16 protein-coding genes and 1 pseudogene are annotated in these 18132 nt (G+C 58.3%); 11 read left to right on the forward strand and 6 right to left on the reverse strand.

Annotation, left to right across the window (positions count from 1 at the left end):
- Positions 1–9: 9 nt before the first annotated feature.
- From mnmG to AC0L7L_RS17925, 4 genes are read left to right on the forward strand one after another with little or no spacing between them, the layout of a single operon-like run.
- Complete coding sequence (gene mnmG, locus AC0L7L_RS17910; RefSeq protein ID WP_473510452.1) at positions 10–1872, forward strand: tRNA uridine-5-carboxymethylaminomethyl(34) synthesis enzyme MnmG; 1863 nt, start codon at positions 10–12, stop codon at positions 1870–1872.
- A 7-nt stretch (positions 1873–1879) separates the two neighbouring features.
- The gene (locus tag AC0L7L_RS17915) at positions 1880–2515 is read left to right on the forward strand and encodes a 16S rRNA (guanine(527)-N(7))-methyltransferase RsmG (protein WP_272213426.1); all 636 of its coding nucleotides are present in this window, start codon (positions 1880–1882) and stop codon (positions 2513–2515) included.
- 3 nt (positions 2516–2518) lie between these two features.
- Complete coding sequence (locus AC0L7L_RS17920; protein WP_272213427.1) at positions 2519–3310, forward strand: ParA family protein; 792 nt, start codon at positions 2519–2521, stop codon at positions 3308–3310.
- 41 nt (positions 3311–3351) lie between these two features.
- Entirely contained in the window at positions 3352–4233 is an 882-nt protein-coding gene (locus tag AC0L7L_RS17925; RefSeq protein WP_272213428.1) for a ParB/RepB/Spo0J family partition protein, read from the forward strand.
- Between the two features lie 263 nt (positions 4234–4496).
- On the opposite strand, the gene holA is transcribed toward AC0L7L_RS17925, so the two are convergent.
- From holA to leuS, 3 genes are all read right to left on the reverse strand, one after another.
- Positions 4497–5543: a DNA polymerase III subunit delta gene (gene holA / locus AC0L7L_RS17930; RefSeq protein ID WP_473510455.1), complete on the reverse strand. Its 1047-nt coding sequence runs from the start codon at positions 5541–5543 to the stop codon at positions 4497–4499.
- A gap of 110 nt (positions 5544–5653) precedes the next feature.
- On the reverse strand, positions 5654–6211 hold the full coding sequence (locus AC0L7L_RS17935) for a hypothetical protein (protein ID WP_473510457.1): 558 nt from the start codon (positions 6209–6211) through the stop codon (positions 5654–5656).
- Positions 6198–8828 carry a leucine--tRNA ligase gene (leuS, locus tag AC0L7L_RS17940; RefSeq protein WP_473510459.1) on the reverse strand — a complete coding sequence of 877 codons (2631 nt, stop codon included), beginning with the start codon at positions 8826–8828 and terminating at the stop codon, positions 6198–6200. Before leuS ends, AC0L7L_RS17935 begins: the two co-directional genes overlap by 14 nt.
- Positions 8829–9003: 175 nt before the next feature.
- Between leuS and AC0L7L_RS17945 the strand changes: the two are divergent.
- Positions 9004–9674, forward strand: a pseudogene (locus AC0L7L_RS17945) (YggS family pyridoxal phosphate-dependent enzyme).
- 63 nt (positions 9675–9737) lie between these two features.
- Here the strand turns inward: AC0L7L_RS17945 and AC0L7L_RS17950 are convergent.
- Positions 9738–10868: an NADH:flavin oxidoreductase gene (locus tag AC0L7L_RS17950; protein ID WP_473510461.1), complete on the reverse strand. Its 1131-nt coding sequence runs from the start codon at positions 10866–10868 to the stop codon at positions 9738–9740.
- Positions 10869–10973: 105 nt separating this feature from the next.
- On the opposite strand from AC0L7L_RS17950, the gene AC0L7L_RS17955 reads away from it, so the two are divergent.
- Positions 10974–11348 carry a winged helix-turn-helix transcriptional regulator gene (locus AC0L7L_RS17955; RefSeq protein ID WP_272213437.1) on the forward strand — a complete coding sequence of 125 codons (375 nt, stop codon included), beginning with the start codon at positions 10974–10976 and terminating at the stop codon, positions 11346–11348.
- Positions 11349–11438: 90 nt separating this feature from the next.
- On the opposite strand, the gene AC0L7L_RS17960 is transcribed toward AC0L7L_RS17955, so the two are convergent.
- Positions 11439–12137, reverse strand: coding sequence for a DUF1013 domain-containing protein (locus AC0L7L_RS17960; protein WP_272213438.1), 699 nt, complete (start codon positions 12135–12137; stop codon positions 11439–11441).
- Positions 12138–12336: 199 nt separating this feature from the next.
- Here AC0L7L_RS17960 and acs point away from each other — a divergent pair, with 199 nt between their 5' ends.
- The 5 genes from acs (at position 12337) to AC0L7L_RS17985 (ending at position 16852) form a co-directional block, all read left to right on the forward strand.
- Positions 12337–14295, forward strand: a complete 1959-nt coding sequence (gene acs / locus AC0L7L_RS17965) for an acetate--CoA ligase (RefSeq protein WP_473510464.1) — start codon at positions 12337–12339, stop codon at positions 14293–14295.
- Positions 14296–14502: 207 nt separating this feature from the next.
- Positions 14503–15084, forward strand: a complete 582-nt coding sequence (locus AC0L7L_RS17970; protein WP_473510466.1) for an NADPH-dependent FMN reductase — start codon at positions 14503–14505, stop codon at positions 15082–15084.
- Between the two features lie 111 nt (positions 15085–15195).
- The gene (locus AC0L7L_RS17975) at positions 15196–15981 is read left to right on the forward strand and encodes an NAD(P)-binding domain-containing protein (protein ID WP_272213439.1); all 786 of its coding nucleotides are present in this window, start codon (positions 15196–15198) and stop codon (positions 15979–15981) included.
- A gap of 12 nt (positions 15982–15993) precedes the next feature.
- The gene (locus AC0L7L_RS17980; protein WP_272213440.1) at positions 15994–16632 is read left to right on the forward strand and encodes a LysE family translocator; all 639 of its coding nucleotides are present in this window, start codon (positions 15994–15996) and stop codon (positions 16630–16632) included.
- Between the two features lies 1 nt (position 16633).
- Positions 16634–16852 (forward strand): DUF1413 domain-containing protein, encoded by a 219-nt coding sequence (locus AC0L7L_RS17985; RefSeq protein WP_272213441.1) that lies wholly within the window; start codon positions 16634–16636, stop codon positions 16850–16852.
- A 6-nt stretch (positions 16853–16858) separates the two neighbouring features.
- Here AC0L7L_RS17985 and ispG read toward each other — a convergent pair whose 3' ends face one another.
- Entirely contained in the window at positions 16859–18115 is a 1257-nt protein-coding gene (ispG, locus tag AC0L7L_RS17990) for a flavodoxin-dependent (E)-4-hydroxy-3-methylbut-2-enyl-diphosphate synthase (RefSeq protein ID WP_473510468.1), read from the reverse strand.
- Positions 18116–18132: the final 17 nt, after the last annotated feature.

An 18132-nucleotide genomic window follows, 5' to 3' on the forward strand; every position in this document is an offset into this window, starting at 1 on the left:
GCAGTTTTCATGACCGATCACTATGATGTCGTCGTTATCGGCGGTGGCCACGCTGGATGCGAGGCAGCCTCTGTAGCGGCGCGCGCCGGTGCCAGGACGGCGTTGATCACCCATAAGCGCGAGACCATAGGTGTAATGTCTTGCAACCCAGCCATTGGTGGATTGGGCAAGGGGCATTTGGTGCGCGAAATCGATGCGCTTGACGGGCTGATGGGCCGGGTGGCTGATGCGGCCGCGATCCAGTACCGCATGCTGAACAGGCGCAAGGGGCCGGCTGTCCGCGGACCGCGTAGTCAGGCAGATCGCCGGCTTTACCGTCAGGCGATGCAGGATGCGCTCGCAGATATAGACAACCTTGATGTGATCGAAGGCGATGTGTTCGATATTGAAACAAGCGATGGCCGCGTATCCGCGGTGACGACCAAGGATGGGCGGCAGTATCGCTGTGGCGCTGCCGTTTTGACAACAGGGACTTTTTTGCGCGGACTGATCCATATCGGTATGCGCAAGATTCCAGCGGGCCGGGTGGGTGAGGCACCGTCACTCGGTCTGTCTGAGACGCTTGGTCGTCTTGGTCTCTCGCTTGGTCGTCTGAAGACCGGAACACCGGCCCGGCTTGATGGGCGCACGATCGACTGGACATCGCTTGATCGGCAAAGCGCTGATGACGACGCCGTGCCGTTTTCGTTTTTGACCGATGGTGTCCAGAACCGACAGATCGATTGCGGCATTACCCGGACAACTCCGGAGGTCCATGCGATCATTCGTGAGAATATTGGCCTTTCAGCCATGTACTCCGGCCAGATTGAAGGGGTTGGTCCGCGTTATTGTCCGTCGATCGAAGACAAGATCATGCGCTTCGGCGATCGTGATGGTCATCAAATCTTTCTGGAGCCCGAGGGCCTTGATGGCCATACGGTCTATCCAAACGGGATTTCCACCTCTTTGCCCGAAGACGTTCAGCAGGCCTTCATTCGGGCTATTCCCGGGCTTGAAAAGGTTGAAATCCTGCAGCCTGGTTATGCCATTGAATATGATCACGTCGACCCTCGTGAGTTGAAGCCGTCGCTGGAGCTGAAAAAGATGCCGGGCCTTTTCCTGGCTGGACAAATCAATGGAACGACCGGGTATGAAGAGGCGGCCGCTCAGGGGCTTGTTGGCGGGCTCAACGCCGCGAAAGTTGCGGGAGACGAAGAACCTGTCATCTTCTCGCGCACCGATTCCTACATCGGAGTGATGGTGGATGACCTGACCTCGCGAGGCGTTGCCGAGCCTTATCGAATGTTCACCTCCCGCGCGGAGTATCGGCTGAGCCTGCGGGCGGACAACGCCGATGAAAGGCTGACACCCTTGGCTCTGGCTCTGGGCGTCGTTTCTTCAGAAAGGCGAAGGCGCTTCGAAGCATACGAGATGGAACTGGACCGTGCGCGCGATAGCCTCAAGGCCCGCTCGGTGACGCCGAATGAAGCCATTTCCTACGGGCTAAAACTGAACCAGGATGGTCAGCGTCGGACGGCCTATGACCTCCTCGCCTATCCTGGGTATGACTTTGAGGTGATGACACGGATCTGGCCGGAGCTCTCCGAGACCAGAAGCATGGTTCGCAATGCAATTGAGATCGAGGCCTCCTATGCTGTCTATCTGGATCGGCAGGCGGCCGATATAGCGCAGGTTCGCAAGGATGAGGGCAGGGCCATTCCCGACGATTTTGATTATGCTGCGTTGCCTGGTCTTTCGAACGAGTTGAAAGGCAAGCTGGCAAAAGCCCGCCCGGCGACAATTGCGCAGGCAAGTCGGGTTGACGGCATGACTCCGGCAGCGCTTTCGCTACTGCTGGTGCGTTTGCGAGCGTTCAGGACAATGGCGGCGTGAGTACACAATGAAGCTGAATGGACAGACTGTTTCACGTGAAACACAGGCTCGCCTCGAGCGTTTCGCGCAGCACTTCGAAAAATGGGCGAAGTCAATCAATCTTGTAGCGCCATCAACGCGCCAGCAATTCTGGGACCGTCATGTCGCTGACAGCGCTCAGGTCTTTCAGCTTTCCCCGGCGCCGAAGACCTGGATCGACATTGGAAGCGGAGGCGGGTTTCCCGGGCTGATCACGGCTATTCTTCTTGCAGAGAAAGGGGCGGGGCGGGTCCATCTGGTGGAGAGCAATAACAAGAAGGCCGCGTTCCTACGCACCGCTATTCGTGAGACCGGGGCGTTGGCCGGTGTCCATGCCATCCGGGCAGAAGCTGCGTTTGGCGCTCTTCCGGTGGCTAAAGCGATGTCGGCACGGGCTCTAGCCGAGTTGCCGTTGCTCCTCGACTATGCCGCACCGTGGTTTGTCGGCGATCCTGAGTTCACCGCCTTTTTCCACAAAGGCAGGGATTATCAGCGTGAGATCGACAAAGCGCGTGACCATTGGGACTTTGATCTGATAAAACATCAGAGCAAGGTCGACCCCGGTTCTGTGATACTGGAAATATCGAATCTTGCGCCGTCCTCGGGCTCTAAACTGGCGGAATAGTCAATGAACCGTAAAACGCGCATCATTACGATCGCCAACCAGAAAGGCGGCGTTGGTAAAACCACCACTGCCATCAATTTGGCAACCGCACTTGCGGCAATTGGCGAAAAGGTCCTGGTTATGGATCTCGATCCGCAGGGCAATGCCAGCACTGGTCTCGGAATCGAACGTGATCAGCGCGAGTTCTCTGCTTATGATGTTCTCGTCGGTGACAAAACGATCACGGAAGCGGCTGTGCCGACTGCTGTTCCCAATCTGGACCTCGTTCCTTCGACGCTCGATCTTCTTGGTTTCGAGCTCGAAATCGCGTCGGATCCGCGCCGTGTTTTCAAACTGCGCGATGCCTTGTCGCAATCTGATGTCGGAAAATATCGCTATATCTTCTGCGATTGCCCACCATCCTTTAACCTGCTGACGATGAACGCCATGGGCGCGGCGCAGGCTATACTCGTTCCTCTGCAGTGCGAGTTCTTTGCGCTTGAGGGCCTGAGCCAGCTTCTTGATACCGTCGCCGAGGTGCGTAGCACAATCAACCCGGGTCTCGAAATTCAGGGCGTGGTGCTGACCATGTATGATTCCCGCAATAATCTGGCCCAACAGGTGGTGTCGGATGTTCGTGAATATATGGGTGCCAAGGTCTACAAGACGTTGATTCCACGAAATGTCCGTGTCTCGGAGGCGCCATCCTTCGGCAAGCCAGTCATTCTTTACGACCTGAAATGTCAGGGAAGCCAAGCCTATATCCATCTGGCATCTGAAATCATTCAGCGAGAACGCGCGTTGGCAGCCGCTTGATGGGCGGGGTATTGCTGAACTAGACGGTTGGGGTAATCAGTATGAGCGAAGAGAATTCAAAACGGCGGCTCGGGCGTGGTCTAGCGGCGCTGATTGGCGATATCGAAAAGGCAGAACCGGCCGATACATCCGCAGCCCCGGTGACGGCGGATCGCCGTATTCCCGTTGAGTTCATCTCGCGTAACCCACGCAATCCCCGCCGTCATTTCGAGGAAGATGACCTTCGTGATCTTGCGGCCTCGGTTCGTCAGCACGGTATTGTGCAGCCGGTCGTGGTGCGCACGATTGGTGATAAACGCTATGAGATCATCGCTGGTGAGCGCCGTTGGCGCGCAGCACAGCTGGCCGGTCTCTCTGAAGTTCCTGCTCTGATTCGCGATGTGGATGACCGTACAGCGCTTGAGATCGCGATCGTTGAAAATGTGCAACGCGCCGATCTCAATCCGCTTGAGGAAGCCAATGGCTATGAGCTACTGATGGCTGAGCACGGCTATACCCAGAATGATCTTGGCGAGATTATCGGTAAAAGCCGTAGCCATGTCGCCAACAGCCTACGTTTGTTGAAGTTGCCGGAGAGCGTTCTCGAGTTGCTTTCGCAAGGCGCTCTCTCGGCCGGTCATGCCCGTGCATTGATCTCCACCCCGGATCCTGACGCATTGGCGCGCACGGTCATTGAAAAGGGTCTGTCAGTACGCGAAGTTGAAAAGCTCGCTCAAAAGGCGATTGACGGCGGCGGCATCAGGGCGTCGCGTCAGCCAAGGCAGAAAGATGCCGATACGTTGGAGCTGGAGCGCTCACTTTCCGACCGGCTTGGTCTTGCGATCACGATCGATCATAAGGTGGATGGCGGACAGATTCGGATTGCTTATAGTTCTCTCGACCAACTGGATGATATTTGCCGCCGCCTCCAAAATGTCCGCTGAAATTGCATCAATACAATATGATACGATACAATTTTATGAATTAATTACAGTTGCTTATGTGTTTGCGCAGCGGATCGCCCAGTTTTGCGACTAAGCAGTGGCGAAGTCATCTGGCGTAGCGCCCTGGGCGTCCGTTAGGTGCTTTGCCTTGGTGGCGTCGACCACGCAGAGCTAAATGCCGACGCAATTTCGACGACCTCAGTCGAGAAAGTCCTCAGACTTCCTGGCACAACAGATTTGAATGTAGCCCAAAAAAGGGGCGGCTAGTTGGTGCCTGCGCGACGGTTTGATCGCAGTGTCAGTGCCAGAAGCGTCTGCGTAGCGATGCTTTGCTCGAGAGCTGGATGACGCCGCGTATTCAGGACCGCTTCAGAGAGCATGCGTAAGGCCCGCTCGGTGGCTGCGCCATCCCATATCGTCAGTGCCTTTTCGAAAATCGGCTTGCGACGAAAAAAGATCTGTCGACCGAGTGTCTGCATCACATTGCTGACGGGCTGGCGTTTACTCTCCATTTCGGCGCGCATCTGGTCAAGCAGGTTAAACTGCCGCAAGCATCCGTTCAAAATCATAAAAATCGGGGTTTTGGATTGCGAAACCTTGGCCATGGCATGTCTGAGAGCGGCAACATCTCCCGAGAGTACGGCATCAACGGCGTCGTCAGCCGAAATCGCGCTGGCATCGCCAATGACTGCGGCAATGTCGTCTTCATTGAGGACATCCAGGCCGTGGCCGTAAAGTGTGAGCTTTTCGATTTCGTTCCGGGTGGCGAGCCTGTCGCCGCCGATCATGGAGAGAAGAAGCTGTCGCGCCGGCGGCGTAAGCCTCAGTCCGGCCTCGCCCAATGTCTGATCAATCAGGGCATTGAGTGCTCTTGCGTCATCGGCATAGCAGGGAATAGCGGCGATCCGTTGAGAATTTTCCGCGGCCTTACGCATCGCCGTGCCTTTGCGCAGCTCCCCGGCCTCAATAATCAGAAAGGCGCCTTCCAGTGGCAGTTCTGACAATGTGTTGAGCGCGCTTGCCAGTGCCTTGTCATTGCCGCCAGCCCGCACCCAGACGAGCCGGGAGCCACCAAAAAGCCCGATCGAATTCACTTCATCGACAATCCGACCGGCGTCGCCTTCGATATCGCCGACATCCAGCTTCATCACGGAGAAGGGGTCGTCGAGTGCAACGCCGGTACCTTTGGCAATTAGCCCGGCCCGTTCGCTCACAAGCCCGCGATCAGGACCGTAAAGCAGGAACAGCTTGTAGCGCGACAGCCCCTGCCGCAGGAACTCGTCAAACTTGTAGGATTTGATTTCCGTCATCGCACAGGCCGTTTCGATCGGTGGTACGGAAGATTGCAGCCGCTCAGTGCGGCCGAACAATGTTCAGAGAAGAGCCCGGCAATGCGGTTTTCATTGCCGGGAAACGCGTTTCACTCGGTCACCGGCTGCATTTCCAGCGGTGGCTCATCGTTAAGGGCGATCGCCAGATCGGCGTTGATGATCTCGGCAACCTCCCTCGACGCACGCTGCTCGGCATCGCGGATGGCCCTCAGCCGTGCAAATTCCTGGGAGGGAAAGTCAAGCAGGGCAATGGCGCGCCGGCGGCCGCTGGCCAGCAGCTTGTTGTCTTCACGACGGCGCAGTGCGAAATCTGCCGTCACGATTGTCCGGCCGGCGCTAGCCGTATCGGACGAATCGTCAACCAACAGCTCCGACGTCACAGCGAAGGCCGAAAGATCGACGTCATATTTCGGGCTAAGACTTTCGCCCGCGCCGCCGCTTGTCAGGAAGATCAACTCATTGCGGACATTCTGCGCAACCGGCGTTGACGGTACGGAGAAGGCAAGCTCGTGCATCTTCGCGTTTAGCGCCGTGCCTTCTGCGCCGCCATAAAGCGGTCGCACCTGGCAGGATGTGAGTGTTGCGACAGCGGCAAGCGCGGTCAGGGAAAACGCGATCGCTCTCAGACGTGGTTTAGACAACAACATTCACGATCCTTTGCGGCACGACGATGATCTTGCGCGGCGCCTTGCCGTCGAGCGCCCGTACAACCGCTTCAAGCTCCAGCACCGCCTGTTTGATGCTGTCCTGATCGGCATCGCGGGCAACCGTCAGTTCGGCCCGCTTCTTGCCGTTGATCTGGACCGGCAGCGTTACTTCATTGTCGGCGGTCAAGGCCTCATCATAGCCGGGCCAGGCCGCCATGGCGATCATACCCTCAGCGCCAAGCGCCCGCCAGCATTCCTCGGCGAGATGCGGCATCATTGGCGCAAAACAATGGGTCAGGAACAGGCTCGCCTGTTTCAGCGCGCCACGCATTTCGGCGTCGGCCGTTTCGACCTCCGAAAGCGGCTGGGCCAGCACGTTGACCAGTTCATAAATGCGGGCAATCGCCTTGTTGAACGCAAGCCCGTCGAGATCGGCGGCAACGGCCTTCAGCGTCTTGTGAGCGGCGCGCGAAACCTCCAGAGCCTTGCCATTCTTGCCGGCTGCGGGCGCAATATCTGCAAGGGCAGGGGCTGCTTCGGAAATCAACCGCCAGATGCGCTGCACGAAACGGAATGTGCCCTGAACGCCGGATTCGGTCCAGACAACATCGCGATCCGGCGGCGAGTCCGACAGCACGAAGAAGCGAGCGGTATCGGCACCGTAGGTCGCCAGGATATCATCGGGGTCGATGACGTTCTTCTTCGACTTCGACATCTTTTCGATGGAGCCGATGGCGACATCCTCGCCGGTTTCGGTGAGAACCGCCTTGCGAACGCCATCGGCCTCTTCGATGGTGATTTCCGTTGGTGAGACCCAGTGGCCGGTCTGGCCGCTGCCGCCGAGACGGTAGGTCTCATGCACCACCATGCCCTGCGTGAACAGGCCCTTGAACGGCTCGTCATGGCTGACATGGCCGGTCGCCTTCATCGCGCGGGTGAAGAAGCGAGAGTAAAGCAGATGCAGGATCGCATGCTCGATGCCGCCGATATACTGGTCGACCGGCAGCCAGCGGTCGGCAATTGCCGGGTCCGTCGGCGCGTCTTCATGCGGTGCGGTAAAGCGGGTGTAGTACCAGCTCGAATCGACAAAGGTGTCCATCGTGTCGGTTTCGCGCCGGGCATCTTTGCCGCAATTCGGGCAGGCAACGTGACGCCAGCTTTCATGGCGGTCGAGCGGGTTCCCCGGCTTTTCGAAATCAATATCGTCAGGCAGCTGAACCGGCAGATCTTCCTTCGGAACCGGCACGACGCCGCAGTCATCGCAATGGATGACGGGGATCGGGCAACCCCAGTAGCGCTGGCGCGAAATGCCCCAGTCGCGCAGGCGGAAATTGACCTTGCGTTCACCGCGGGGCGTTCCGCGCACGGCATCGGCTTCCAGCTTGAGAGCAATGGTTTCAAATGCTTCCGTCGTGCTCATGCCGTCAAGGAAGCGGGAATTGATCATCACGCCGTCGTCGGTAAAGGCCTCGTCGCCGATTTCGAACGATGCTGCATCGCCGTCCTTCGGCATCACCACGGGCGTCACTGGCAGGCCGTACTTGCGGGCGAAATCGAGGTCGCGCTGGTCGCCGGAGGGGCAGCCGAAAATCGCACCCGTGCCATAATCCATCAGCACGAAATTGGCGACATAAACGGGCAGTTCCCAGGTCTCATCAAAGGGATGACGCACACGGATACCGGTGTCGACGCCCTTTTTTTCTGCGGTTTCGAGCGCGGCCAGCGAGGTGCCGGCGCGCCGGGTTTCCTCACAGAAGGTCGCGACCTTTTCGTCATGCTTGGCCGCTTCTTTTGCCAGCGGGTGGTCGGCGGAAATCGCCATGAACGAGGCCCCGAAAATCGTGTCGGGCCGGGTCGTGTAGACCGTCAGCTCCTCGTGTTCGCCGGCCTTGCCGGCGCTCTCGCAAATATCCCAGCGCACCATCATGCCCTCGGAGCGGCCGATCCAGTTCTTCTGCATCAGCCGGACCTTTTCCGGCCAGCCGTCCAGCGTGTCCAGCGCATCAAGCAGGTCCTGGGCAAAATCGGTGATCTTGAAGAACCACTGGGTCAGCTCGCGCTGTTCGACCAGCGCGCCCGAACGCCAGCCACGGCCTTCGATGACCTGCTCATTGGCAAGCACGGTCATATCGACCGGGTCCCAGTTCACCTTGGATTGCTTGCGGTAGACGAGGCCCTTTTCCAGCATATCGATGAACAGATGTTGCTGGCGCTGGTAATATTCGACATCGCAGGTCGCGAATTCACGGGTCCAGTCGAGCGACAGACCCATGGATTTCAGCTGATCGCGCATGGTGGCGATGTTTTCATAGGTCCAGTCCTTGGGATGAACCTTGTTCTGCATCGCCGCATTTTCCGCCGGCATGCCAAAAGCGTCCCAGCCCATCGGATGCAGCACGTTATAGCCCCGGGCCCGCTTGTAGCGGGCCACCACGTCGCCCATGGCATAGTTCCGGACATGGCCTATATGAATGCGCCCGGAAGGATAGGGAAACATTTCAAGGACGTAATAGGTCTCGCGCGGATCAGCATTGTCAGTCACGAAGACATTGTCCTCGTTCCATTTCTTCTGCCATTCAGGTTCGACTTTGCGCGGATTGTAACGTTCAGAGGCCATATCGAGCTACTCGGTCATTTTCTTGGGATTTTGGCGGTGAGCTTCATCACGAAAGCGCCCCAGCGTCAAGTTAATCAGGCCGAATTGCTCCCTTGTGAATAGGGCCGGACCCGTTGCGGGCGGTGGTGCGTTTGCCATATGGTGCGGCAACATGAATTGAAGGGAGTCAGGGCCGATGGGTGTTTCCGAAAACCTCGAAGACGTGCGGGCAAGGATTGCCGGGGCCGAGCACGAGGCGGAGCTGGCGGAAGGGACTGTAACACTGGTTGCCGTTTCCAAGACCCATGACGCCGATATGATCCGTGAGGCGATTGCAGATGGCCAGCGGGTTTTCGGTGAAAACCGTGTTCAGGAAGCGCAGAAGAAGTTTCCGGAATTGAAGCAGGAGACGCCGGATATCGAACTGCGCCTGATCGGTCCGCTGCAGTCCAACAAGGCGGAGGACGCGGTGAAGCTGTTTGATGTGATCGAAAGCGTCGACCGCGAAAAGATTGCCCGGGCGCTGTCGAAGGAAATCAACAAGCAGGACAGGGCGCCGCGTCTTTATGTCCAGGTCAATACCGGCAACGAGCCGCAGAAGGCGGGCATCGATCCACGAGAGACGGAAGCCTTTCTCACGCTCTGCCGCGAAGAGCTGGGGCTGGAGATCGAAGGGCTGATGTGTATTCCCCGGCGGGCGAAAATCCCGGCCCGCATTTCGCGCTGCTTTCCGATCTGGCGAAGGAAAACAACGTTGCGAAACTTTCCATGGGGATGTCCGGCGATTACGAGATTGCCGTCGCCTTCGGCGCCACCAGTGTACGCGTCGGATCGGCCATTTTCGGGGAGCGGGACTATTCGGCGTAAGGCGTTAGAAAGGCCGGACGGCTTTGCGCGCGCCCGGCCCTGAAACATCAAATACGCAGAATGTCAGGAGAGCTCGGCGAGTGTTTCACGTGAAAACGCGGTGAGCTTGTCGGTCTCGCCGGCTTTCACCTTCTTCACCCACTCAGGATCGCTGATCAGTGCGCGACCGACAGCGATGAGGTCGAATTCCTCGCGTTCCATGCGGCCGATAAGCTTTGCGAGGTCGGGCGTCTTGGCATCGGCTTCCGCGCCGCCGAACCAGCTCAGGAAGTCCGCACCGTCGAGCCCGACGGACCCGACCGAAATCGTCGGAACACCAGTGATCTTCTTGGCCCAGCCGGCAAAGTTAAGTCCGTTTTCGCCATCAACATCGGCAAATTCCGGCTCCCAGAAGCGGCGCTGCGAGCAGTGCAGCATGTCCGCGCCCGCATCCACAAGCGGCTCCAACCATTCGGCCATTTCGTCCGGATTGGTGGCGATGCGGGCATTGTAGTCCTGCTGCTTCCACTGGCTGAGGCGCATGATTACCGGCATTTCAGGCGAAACGGCAGCGCGCACGGCCTTCACGACCTCGACGCCGAAACGGGCGCGTTCGGCAATCGTCGGGCCGCCCCATCTGTCGTCGCGCAGGTTCAGCCCCTTCCAGAAGAACTGGTCGATCAGATAACCGTGGGCGCCGTGGATTTCGACGACGTCGAAACCGAGCCGTTCGGCATCTGCCGCAGCTTTCGCGAAAGCTGCGATGGTATCTGCGATATCTTCCTCACTCATCGCCCGGCCGCGCTTCTCGCCCGGCTTGACCAAGCCGGAGGGACTTTCGGTCTCGTCCGGGTTCGGCGGATAATCAGCGGATGCGATGGTGTTGGCCACGTGCCAGATCTGCGGACCCATCTTGCCGCCAGCGGCATGGACGGTATCGATGACATTCTTCCAACCGGCGAGCGCCTTGTCGCCGTGAAAATCGGGGATTGCCGGAAGGTTCTTGGATGTCGGGCGATTGATGACCGTGCCTTCGGACAGGATCAGGCCGACATCACCTTCCGCGCGGCGTTTGTAGTAGGCGGCAACATTGTCGCCGGGCACACCTTCAGGTGAAAAAGAGCGCGTCATTGGCGCCATGACGATTCGGTTCTTGAGGTCTAGAGACTTCAATTTGAAAGGTTTGAACAGGACCTGTGTATCTGGACTGGACATTGAACTTCCTTCTGGTGTCCTTGAATGACTGGCGCTATAGGTATAAATTGTAGACCTAGTGTCAATAGGGCACTATACTTTGCCTAGGTATAGGGAAGGAAACTCATGGATCAGCGCATCGAACAATGCCCACAATTCAACGCCAGTTGCATGAGCCGCGAAATTCTCGATCAGATTTCCGGCAAATGGTCGATCATGACGCTTTCTGTGCTTGCCTACGGGCCGCATCGTTTCAACGCTATCAAGAAACGGCTGGAAGGTGTCAGTCAGAAGGCGTTGACCGACACGCTGCGCCGGCTGGAGCGCAACGGTCTCGTCCTCCGGCATGTGCTGGCGACGTCGCCGGTCGGCGTCGAATATCAGCTGACGCCGCTCGGTGCCTCGCTGAAGACGCTTTATTGCAGCCTGCATGCCTGGGCGTTGGAAAATGAACAGGAAATTTCGCAGGCCCGCAGTGCTTTTGACCGGAAGATGGCCTGATGTCGCCGGACCTGGTCGTGATCGCGAACCGACATCACGAAAAAGGGGCCTTACTGCCCCTTGAATCAAAGCGATAAGACATGCCGCGCATCAGCGGTTCTCGTCATCGTCATCGTCGTTTTTCAGCGAAGCGAAGCGCGAGAACACTTCATCCGCGGACATTCCCTTGTCATCGTTCTGGTCGCTCATGGAAGCGCCGAGGCTTTCCATTTCGCTTGCCGAGGCCAGACGGGCATTGTCGAGTTCTTCCGCAGAGGGAAGCGGACGATCCTTGGCCGATTTTTCGACTTCCAGATCAAGGTCGATCTGGCTGCAAAGCCCGAGCGTGACCGGATCCATCGGCGTCAGATTGGCCGAGTTCCAGTGGGTGCGATCGCGGATCTGCTCGATCGTCGACTTGGTGGTGCCAACGAGGCGCGAAACCTGCGCATCCTTCAGTTCCGGGTGGTTTCTGACCAGCCACAGGATAGCGTTCGGACGGTCCTGACGCTTGGAAACCGGCGTGTAACGCGGGCCTTTGCGCTTGGATTCCGGTACGCGAACCTTGGGTTCGGAGATTTTCAGCTTGTGGTTCGGATTGCCCTCAGCGCGTGCAATTTCTTCACGCGAAAGCTGTCCGGTCGAAATCGGGTCGAGGCCTTTAATGCCTTGTGCGGATTCGCCATCGGCAATCGCTTTGACTTCAAGCGGGTGAAGTTTGCAGAGCTCGGCAATCTGGTCGAACGACAAGGCCGTGTTGTCCACGAGCCATACGGCTGTCGCCTTGGGCATAAGCAGCTTTTGTGCCATTGGATAAAGTCCTTCTGTCGTCCGCGCCGGTGTCGCGGTCCGTGGGTGTTTGCCACAATTTCCGGGAATACATGCGCGACCATATAGTCCCTTAGCGCTTCAAATGCAATCGCATCAAAACAATTGACGAATGTCTTATTGAAGACATCGTGTGAGCCTGTATGAATGAGGAAACGGAGGAATTTCTGAGGAGGAAAGTATGTCAGGCAAGACATATCCGGTTTTAAAGCAGGCCAAGACGCGTGCTCTGATCGACGAAAACAAATACGAAAAATGGTACCAGGAAAGTGTCGAGGAGCCTGAAATCTTCTGGGACCGGCACGGCCGGCGGATCGACTGGTTCAAGCCCTATACCAAGATCAAGAATACCTCGTTCAAAGGCCGGGTTTCGATCAAGTGGTTCGAGGACGGCCAGACCAATGTCTCCTACAACTGCATTGATCGGCATCTGAAGACCCACGGGGAACAGACCGCGATCATCTGGGAAGGCGACAACCCCTATATCGACAAGAAGATCACCTATAACCAGCTATACGATCAGGTTTGCCGGATGGCGAATGTGATGAAGAAGCACGGCGTCAAAAAAGGCGACCGGGTGACGATCTACATGCCGATGGTGCCGGAAGCGGCCTATGCCATGCTGGCCTGCGCGCGTATCGGCGCCATTCATTCACTGGTCTTTGCCGGCTTCTCGCCGGAAGCATTGGCCGGTCGCATTGTCGATTGCGAATCGACTTTTGTCATTACCTGCGATCAGGGCGTGCGTGGCGGCAAGCCGATCCAGCTGAAGGAAAATGTCGATCTCGCCATCGACATCGCCGCCAAGCAGTATGTGCTGGTCAATCATGTGCTGGTGGTGCGCCGCACCGGCGGCCATGTCGGCTGGGCGCGTGGCCGCGACCTCTGGTATCACGAGGAAATCAAGACGGTGAAGGGCGACTGCACGCCGGTGAAGATGCGTGCGGAGGATCCGCTGTTCATCCTCTACACCTCCGGTTCCACCGGCAAGCCCAAGGGCGTGCTGCATACCACCGGCGGTTATCTGGTATGGGCCTCGATGACCCATGAATATGTGTTCGACTACAAGGAGGGCGAGATCTACTGGTGTGCAGCCGATGTCGGCTGGGTCACCGGTCACTCCTATATCGTCTACGGGCCGCTCGCCAATTGCGCGACGACGGTGATGTTCGAGGGCGTGCCCACCTTCCCGGATTCCGGCCGGTTCTGGGAGGTGGTCGACAAGCACAAGGTCAACATTCTCTACACCGCCCCGACGGCGATCCGTGCGCTGATGGGCGCGGGCGACGATCTGGTCAAGAAATCCTCGCGTGAGAGCCTGCGGCTTCTCGGCTCGGTCGGCGAGCCGATCAACCCGGAAGCCTGGGAATGGTATTATCGCGTCGTCGGCGAGGAACGCTGCCCGATCGTCGATACCTGGTGGCAGACGGAAACCGGCGGCATGATGATCACGCCGCTGCCGGGTGTCACCGATCTCAAACCCGGTTCGGCGACGAAACCGTTTTTCGGGGTCCAGCCGCAGCTCGTCGACAATGAGGGCAATGTGCTGGAAGGGGTCGCCGACGGCAATCTCTGCATCACCGACAGCTGGCCGGGGCAGGCGCGTTCGGTCTATGGCGACCACAATCGCTTCATCCAAACCTATTTCTCCACCTACAAGGGGAAATATTTCACCGGTGACGGCTGCCGGCGCGATGAGGACGGCTATTACTGGATCACTGGTCGTGTTGATGATGTGCTGAATGTGTCCGGCCACCGTCTGGGCACGGCGGAAATCGAAAGCGCGCTGGTCTCTCACCACTTCGTCTCAGAGGCTGCCGTCGTCGGCTATCCGCATCCGGTCAAGGGGCAGGGCATTTACTGCTATGTCTCGCTGATGAGCGAGCATGATCCAGACGATGCGCTGCGTCAGGAGCTGATCAAATGGGTGCGCGCCGAGATTGGCCCGATTGCCACACCGGACAAGATACAGTTCGCGCCCGGCCTGCCGAAAACCCGTTCCGGCAAGATCATGCGCCGCATCCTGCGCAAGATCGCCGAGGACGATTTCGGCGCGCTGGGTGACACATCGACACTCGCCGACCCCGGCGTCGTCGACGATCTGATCGAAAACCGCCAGAACAAATCGAAGGCGGCGTGACGACCCCTTAATGGGCAAAGAACAATGAACCGCCGGCAGAGCGATCTGCTGGTGGTCTCGACCTTAAGTTTTTGAGCAGACGCTGTCCGTAAGGCGGAGAATGGTTTTTCCTGACCGGAACGTATTGATAGGCCCATGCGTTGAGCAGGCGTACAGACGCGCCGTTTCTTTCTTATCGGCGCAATCATCTGGAAAAGGAGTGTGAACATGTCGACACCGAAGATCGCGATCATTGTGGGGAGCACCCGGCCAGAGCGTTTCGCAGACACGGCTGTTGCGTGGTTTCATGAGATTGCTGAAACCTATGATGACGCTGAGTTCGAGGTCGTTGATCTGAGAGATTATCCGATGCCGTTTTTCGATGAGACTGCGCCGATTGCAGCGAAACCACCGGAAAACGAAACAGCGAAAAAATGGGAAGCGAAGCTGGCCGAATTCGATGGTTTTGTGTTTTCGGTCGCCGAATACAATCACGGCATGACCGCCGTTTTGAAAAATGCGCTCGACTATGCCTATCAGGCGTGGCGCCGAAAGCCGGTTGGGTTTCTGGGCTATGGCGGTGTTGGTGGTGCTCGCGCTGTCGAACAGGTGCGTATGGTCACAAGCCAGCTGCAGATGGCGCCGCTTTCCGGTGGGGTGGCGATTACCATGCCGGAAATGATGGCTGTCAGCAAAGGCGATAAACAGCTCTCCGACTATGACTATTTGAATGACGCCGCGAAAACCACGATCAAGGACCTGTTGTGGTGGACCAAAGCGCTCAAGAGGGCGCGCGAAGCCGCTGAATAGCAGTCGTCCCAAGCCGTCATCTCTTAAATCTCCGGTTTTGCCATACGGGCCATTTTCAAATCGGGCCCGTCTTTCTATGCTGCCCGAAACGGCCAATGAAAGGAGTGCACTATGACGATCGGATTTATCGGAACGGGTGAGATTACACGGGCTGTGGTGATCGGCATGAGCACAGTCGAGGGTGAAAAGCCGACGATTCTTCTATCCCCGCGCAACGAGACGATCGCAGCCGAACTGGCCGATCGTTTCGAGAATGTTGAAATCGCCGGCAGCAATCAGGATGTTATCGACGGTGCCGAGACCGTATGTCTGGCGCTCAGGCCGCAGGATGGCGAGGCGATCACGTCCGAACTGAAATTCGGCCCTGGTCACCACGTCATCAGCTTCATGCCAACCTACAGTCAGGCGCGGCTTTTAAAGATGGTTGCACCGGCAACGCGGATCACACTCGTCACGCCGCTGCCGGCCGTTGCCTTCCATGGCGGTCCGACGCCGGTATTCCCGCCGGATGAAGATGCGATCAGAATGTTCGAGCCACTCGGCACGGTGGTTGCCGTGAAGACCGATGCCGAATATCAGGCGCTGTGCGTCGCCACCGCCTCGCTTGCAGGCGCCTTTGCCTATTACGAGACCATCGCTGACTGGCTGCAGGCCAAGGATGTTCCCGCCGACAAGGCACGGGCCTTTTCCGGCGCGGTGTTTTACGCGCTGGCCTCAACCGCTCGCAATGCACGGGAAATGTCGTTTTCGGAACTGACGCATGAATCCGCCACCCGCGGCGGCACCAATGAGCAGGTTCTGACCCATCTGAAGGAGAATGATGTCTATACTGCGTTTTCTAAAGCGCTTGACGGCATCTGGGACCGGTTTGAAAATGCCAAGCCACCATCCGACTGACAGGGTATATTGATGGACACAGCTGCGCTTTTCGGCCCCCTGGCGCTTGCCTGGACCGCCTATTTCGTCGCCATCGTCAGCCCCGGTCCGGCGACACTTGCCATTGCCGGCACAGCGATGGGGCATGGCAGGCGTCAGGCCGTCGCGCTTGCTAACGGGGTTTTGACGGGATCGTTTTTCTGGGCCGTTCTGGCAGGCACTGGAATGGCTGCCGTGGTGACGAAACTGGCCTATGGTCTCGTGGCTCTGAAGTTCATCGGCGGGTTCTATCTGCTCTATCTGGCCTACAAGAGCTTCCGCGCGGCATGGCGGCCGGATGCACCCGACATAGCGCCGAAGATGGACGGTCATCCCGGTCTGGCGATCTTCTACCGACGCGGCCTGTATATCCATCTCACCAATCCGAAGGCGATCTTTGCCTGGGTCTCGCTCGTTTCCATCGGCCTGCCAAAGGATGCTGGCAATGCAACCATTGTCCTTTTCATCGCTGGCGCCGTTGTCATCGGCTTTATGACATTCAATACGCTTGCGCTGATGTTCTCGTCCGGTGTTGTGGTCCGGGCCTATCAGAAGGGACGTCGGGCGATCGAGGGCACGATGGCGGTTTTCTTCACGCTCGCCGGCTGCAAACTTCTGACCACAAGGCTCTGACATGCTCGACGAAGACGAAATCGCAAACCGGCTTCTGGCGCAGGAGCCGGGCGCATTTCACTTTCCCGAGGTTTATGGTGAGAACTGGAACCGGCTTCCTATCGGCGATAAGGTCAAGATCGGCCGCGAATTCCTGAACGCTGTGCGCAAGGGATGCTTTCCCGGCGTCGAAGACACCGGCCGCAAGAACGGCGGCGGTCGGGTTTATCTGAAGCGGTGAGGCGGCCTACTCAGCCGCCTGTTTTCCACTGCCAAAACGCTGCTCGATATAATCGCTCACCATCGCCTCGAAATCGGCGGCTATGTTGGGGCCGCGCAATGTCTTGGCCTTTTTGCCATCGACAAACACCGGGGCGGCGGGGGTTTCGCCGGTGCCGGGCAGCGAAATGCCGATATCGGCGTGTTTGCTCTCTCCCGGTCCATTGACGATACAGCCCATGACCGCGACGTTGAGTGCTTCGACGCCGGGATATTTCTCGCGCCAGACCGGCATGTTGCGACGCAGATCGGATTCGATCTTGGAGGCCAGTTCCTGAAACACGGTCGAGGTCGTGCGTCCGCAGCCGGGGCAGGCGGCAACCACCGGCACGAACTGGCGAAAGCCCATGACCTGCAGCAGCTCCTGCGCCACCTGCACCTCGCGGGTGCGGTCGCCGCCGGGCTCCGGCGTCAGCGAAACCCGGATCGTGTCGCCAATGCCATGCTGCAACACATAGCCCATGGAGGCGGACGATGCGACAATACCCTTGGTACCCATGCCGGCTTCCGTAAGGCCGAGGTGCAGCGCGTGGTCGGACCGCTCCGCAAGCATGGCGTAAACGGCAATGAGGTCCTGCACCTGGGAGACCTTGGCCGAAAGGATGATGCGGTTTCGCGGCAGGCCGATTTCCTCGGCCAGTTCCGCCGAGAGCAGCGCCGACTGCACGATCGCCTCGCGGGTCACATCACGGGCGGAAAGCTGCGAACCGGTTTCTGCGTTCTCATCCATCAGCCGGGTCAGAAGCTCCTGGTCGAGCGAGCCCCAGTTGACGCCGATCCGGACCGGTTTATCGTAGCGGATCGCCATTTCGATGATCTCGGAAAACTGTTTGTCACGCTTGTCGCGAAACCCGACATTGCCGGGATTGATACGATATTTGGCAAGGGCTTCCGCGCAGGCCGGGTGATCGGCCAGAAGCTTGTGGCCGATATAGTGAAAATCGCCGACCAGCGGGACATCGAGACCCAGATGTTCCAGTCGCTCGCGAATGCGCGGTACGGCTGCTGCGGCCTCATCGCGGTCGACGGTGATGCGTACCAGCTCGGAACCGGTTTTTGAAAGGGCTGCGACCTGCGCCACGGTGGCGTCGATATCGGCGGTATCCGTGTTGGTCATGGATTGCACGACCACGGGCGCGCCGCCGCCGACAATAACGCCACCCACATCGACGGCGACGGAGGCGCGGCGGGGCAGCGGGTCATAATTGCGGGGGGCAAGCGTCATCATCTTCTCCGAAGCGG

It is taken from the genome of Martelella sp. K41-7 (assembly GCF_055808365.1).